The organism is Pseudovibrio sp. Ad26, from assembly GCF_001623285.1.
Taxonomy (GTDB): Bacteria; Pseudomonadota; Alphaproteobacteria; order Rhizobiales; family Stappiaceae; genus Pseudovibrio; species Pseudovibrio ascidiaceicola.
The window spans coordinates 1-2865 of sequence record NZ_LMCE01000041.1 but is presented as its reverse complement, the minus strand read 5'-3'; the positions used below and the strand labels follow the sequence as shown (position 1 = coordinate 2865).

5 protein-coding genes are annotated in these 2865 nt (G+C 53.2%); 1 reads left to right on the top strand and 4 read right to left on the bottom strand.

Features of this window, described 5'->3' with window-relative positions:
• Window positions 1-185 precede the first annotated feature (185 nt).
• Window positions 186-956, bottom strand: coding sequence for a hypothetical protein (locus PsAD26_RS05815; protein ID WP_063309649.1), 771 nt, complete (start codon window positions 954-956; stop codon window positions 186-188).
• A gap of 378 nt (window positions 957-1334) precedes the next feature.
• Here PsAD26_RS05815 and PsAD26_RS05810 point away from each other — a divergent pair, with 378 nt between their 5' ends.
• Entirely contained in the window at window positions 1335-1958 is a 624-nt protein-coding gene (locus tag PsAD26_RS05810; RefSeq protein ID WP_063309648.1) for a hypothetical protein, read from the top strand.
• 20 nt (window positions 1959-1978) lie between these two features.
• Here the strand turns inward: PsAD26_RS05810 and PsAD26_RS05805 are convergent, their stop codons facing one another.
• The 3 genes from PsAD26_RS05805 to PsAD26_RS29810 form a co-directional block, all read right to left on the bottom strand.
• Window positions 1979-2173: a hypothetical protein gene (locus PsAD26_RS05805; protein WP_063288283.1), complete on the bottom strand. Its 195-nt coding sequence runs from the start codon at window positions 2171-2173 to the stop codon at window positions 1979-1981.
• Window positions 2174-2249: 76 nt separating this feature from the next.
• Complete coding sequence (locus PsAD26_RS05800; RefSeq protein ID WP_206599995.1) at window positions 2250-2597, bottom strand: thermonuclease family protein; 348 nt, start codon at window positions 2595-2597, stop codon at window positions 2250-2252.
• A gap of 46 nt (window positions 2598-2643) precedes the next feature.
• The coding region (locus PsAD26_RS29810) for a hypothetical protein (RefSeq protein ID WP_206599994.1) at window positions 2644-2865 on the bottom strand (222 nt) is incomplete at its 5' end.

Genomic DNA, 2865 nt, shown 5'->3' with positions numbered 1-2865 from the left:
ACTCCCTGCTTCAGAATTGCAATAATCTGCGCGTCACTAAAACGAGATTTCTTCATAAGATCAGTCCTCAATATGAGGCAACAATATCTCTACTTTCAAACTCGATCAAATTCCGGGGGGATTACCATCTGAGCCTCACATTTAACAACCGCAGCCAAACCACATTGGCTGCGGTGTTTGCAAGGCTATTTCAGCCTCAAAACATTGATGTACTCAAGTTCGCTTTGAGGATCGTCATCACAGGCGAGCGACACATGCCATTTTCCATCAGAGGGCTTCATGGAAATGGTTCTTTGGTTGACGCCGGATGACTTATCCGCTCTCACTTCACTGCAATCAATAATCGTCAAATATTGCGTATCCCCTGTGGTGTGCAGCACCGTATCTTCAGCCACCACCATCACATGCCCGGTGTCCGTTGGATCGTCCTTTGCAGGCAGTGTCCACGCCAGAATTGAGCCGCGGGCAATGTAATAGGGGCCGATGTTGACACTGCCGTCATCCATGGCCGTGATGTTCTGCTTTATGAAAAAATCGTCTGAGGACTGCGTTGCATAGTTCTTTGCCAGCTTCTTGTTGCCATGCTCATCAAGCGCCGCCCCAACCCCGCCGCAGACATGAGAGACAACGTGATTGACAAAGCCGGAGCAATCCGTGAGCACAAACGGTGTCTCATTAAAAATGCCGATGCACGGATTGCTTCCGCTTCCTGCTATGCCATAGACGCCGAATGTGGACACCATGTAAGGCGCTGCCGTTCGCTTCTCCATCTCGGCAATGGCTGCCTTCAGCTGATCAGTAAACGTGCTGTTTTCCAGGTTTTGGAAGCCATCAAACTTCTCGCCTTTGAGAAAGTCGACCTCGTGATACGCATAGACATTCAGCGTCTGCTCCGTCGCCAACACAAAGCTTTGCGCACATGCCAAAACAGAGCTGTAGTCGATGGGGAGTAACATGGCCGGCCTCCTTTTGATGAACTGATGATGTCACGCCCCTGATCCTAAGTTTTGTTGCGAGCAACACCCAAGCCCTATGTCAATCTAGGGTGTACATCGCTTTTACCTACACCTGCGCATTTTATGATGGTTGCATTGGTGTGTTTGGGAGAGATCTGTGCACTTAAAATTTGAATGCATGAGCGGATTTAAATGACGGGCTTTGGGGGCTCTGTGAGTGAGCTCATGCGCCCTGCTCTCAGTTGTTGGCAAGCCGGAAACAGCGCTTTGGGTACGCCTTGGTGCATGCAAGAGTAATGCACGTTGGCCTTCAGAGTCGCACCAGATTTCTTAGGGCATCATTTTTTTCAGATGCCCCAGTTTTATTGCGGAGGCGGAATGCAAATTGATCACTTAAGTCAATATTTTAGCAATGGCTTTTCCATCGAGAACGGTCAGCAGGTGCATGTACCTCTTGTCACCTTTGAAGAGTGGATGGAACGTCCGGAGGTGCGGGATAACTGGATCAAGACCACACAAGACGGCTTCGACAAAAACATGAAATATCTTGATGGAGCCACAGCACAGTATAAGGCGGTTCAGGACATGATGCCCAGATGGATCAAGCAGGATTATGAGCGCCTCTTGAAAGCCAAAGATAATCTGGAGCAAGCCCAAATCCCGGAAGACCGTGCCGTCTATCAACTGCACATAGACGATGCTCAGAAGGAGCTGGCCCATCTGCATGCCGTGCAGCAGAAGATGAAAGATCCAGACTACAAGATCGAATGGATGGAGCAACACGGTCTCTTTGATCGCCTCGCCGTGTATCTGCCCGATCAGTCATCCGAACAGGTCAAGCAAACCTATCTGGATGGCGGAGACTTGCGCAAAAACTTCGATCCGCTCAGCGCTATTGAAGCCCGAAAAGCGCTGCCGCCTGCGTACGCTCTTATGCCTTTGCCACCAATCGTGTGGACCGGTGCGTCCAGCAAACACGCAAACATTGGCCATCCAGCATAAGCCCCAGTCTAGCTGATGAGCTAGTTCTTCTCCCGCAGTTGCTTGCGCTTGAGCTGAATATCCAGAAACCGCAGCCAGACCACGAAGGCGGCGCCGAGCACGGTCAGCAGAATTATTGCAGCCTGCAGGAGCGGTTCTGCGTAGCCCTCCCAGATGTTGGCGATCCAGGCAGAGCCTAAGGCTGCTGCGGTAGAAATCTCGTTGCGGGTGATCATGCAGCCCTCTCCTCAAAACAAAAGAAAACCCGGCATCGTGTGAGGCCGGGTTGAAGCGTCTTTTCCTGTGCCGGGCTTAGTTGTCCAGACACCACGGCGCTGCTTTGGTGCCGCCGTCGTAAGTCACCGCATGGCCGTTTTGGATGAGCAGTGCACCCAGATCCCGCCCATCACTCAGGGCCAGTTTGCCCACGGCGCGGCCCGCGTATTTGCCAAGCTTCACCCCGGTCAGCAGCAAGGTGTCATCCGGCTTTACATGAGCCTTCACAAACTCGGTTGCTTTGAGGCCCAGTTGTTTCTCACGGGTTTTGATATGCGCCGGGACATCCGCCGCCTTGCCGCCATAGAGCGCGGTGCAGCCCGTGCTGCGCTTTTCCGGCGTATCAATGCCCTCCAGCCGCACATCCACGCGTTTGAAGTCCATGGGCCAGACTTCCACAAACACGCGCAGGGTATCGGCATCAATGACTTTAATTGTCCTGGCGGTGTAGGGCCCGGGCAGTGTCCGGCTCTTGGCCAGCGTCTGCTGTGTGCCCGCCCAGATCGTCAGGCACAGGATGGTTGTCAGAAGATGTTTCATGGGGACCTTTCAGGATTTGGCAGGCTGGTTGCTGCCATGTGTCGATCGCACACACAGCCCGCCGCAGGGCCTGATAGTGCGCTGTGATCTGCCGCAGCTTTGCGTGCCGCGG

Excerpts from the sequence above, each read along its gene's own strand:
- PsAD26_RS05815 (WP_063309649.1), bottom strand. The coding sequence starts at position 956 with ATGTTACTCCCCATCGACTACAGCTCTGTTTTGGCATGTGCGCAAAGC.
- PsAD26_RS05810 (WP_063309648.1), top strand. The coding sequence starts at position 1,335 with ATGCAAATTGATCACTTAAGTCAATATTTTAGCAATGGCTTTTCCATC.
- PsAD26_RS05805 (WP_063288283.1), bottom strand. The coding sequence starts at position 2,173 with ATGATCACCCGCAACGAGATTTCTACCGCAGCAGCCTTAGGCTCTGCC.
- PsAD26_RS05800 (WP_206599995.1), bottom strand. The coding sequence starts at position 2,597 with ATGGACTTCAAACGCGTGGATGTGCGGCTGGAGGGCATTGATACGCCG.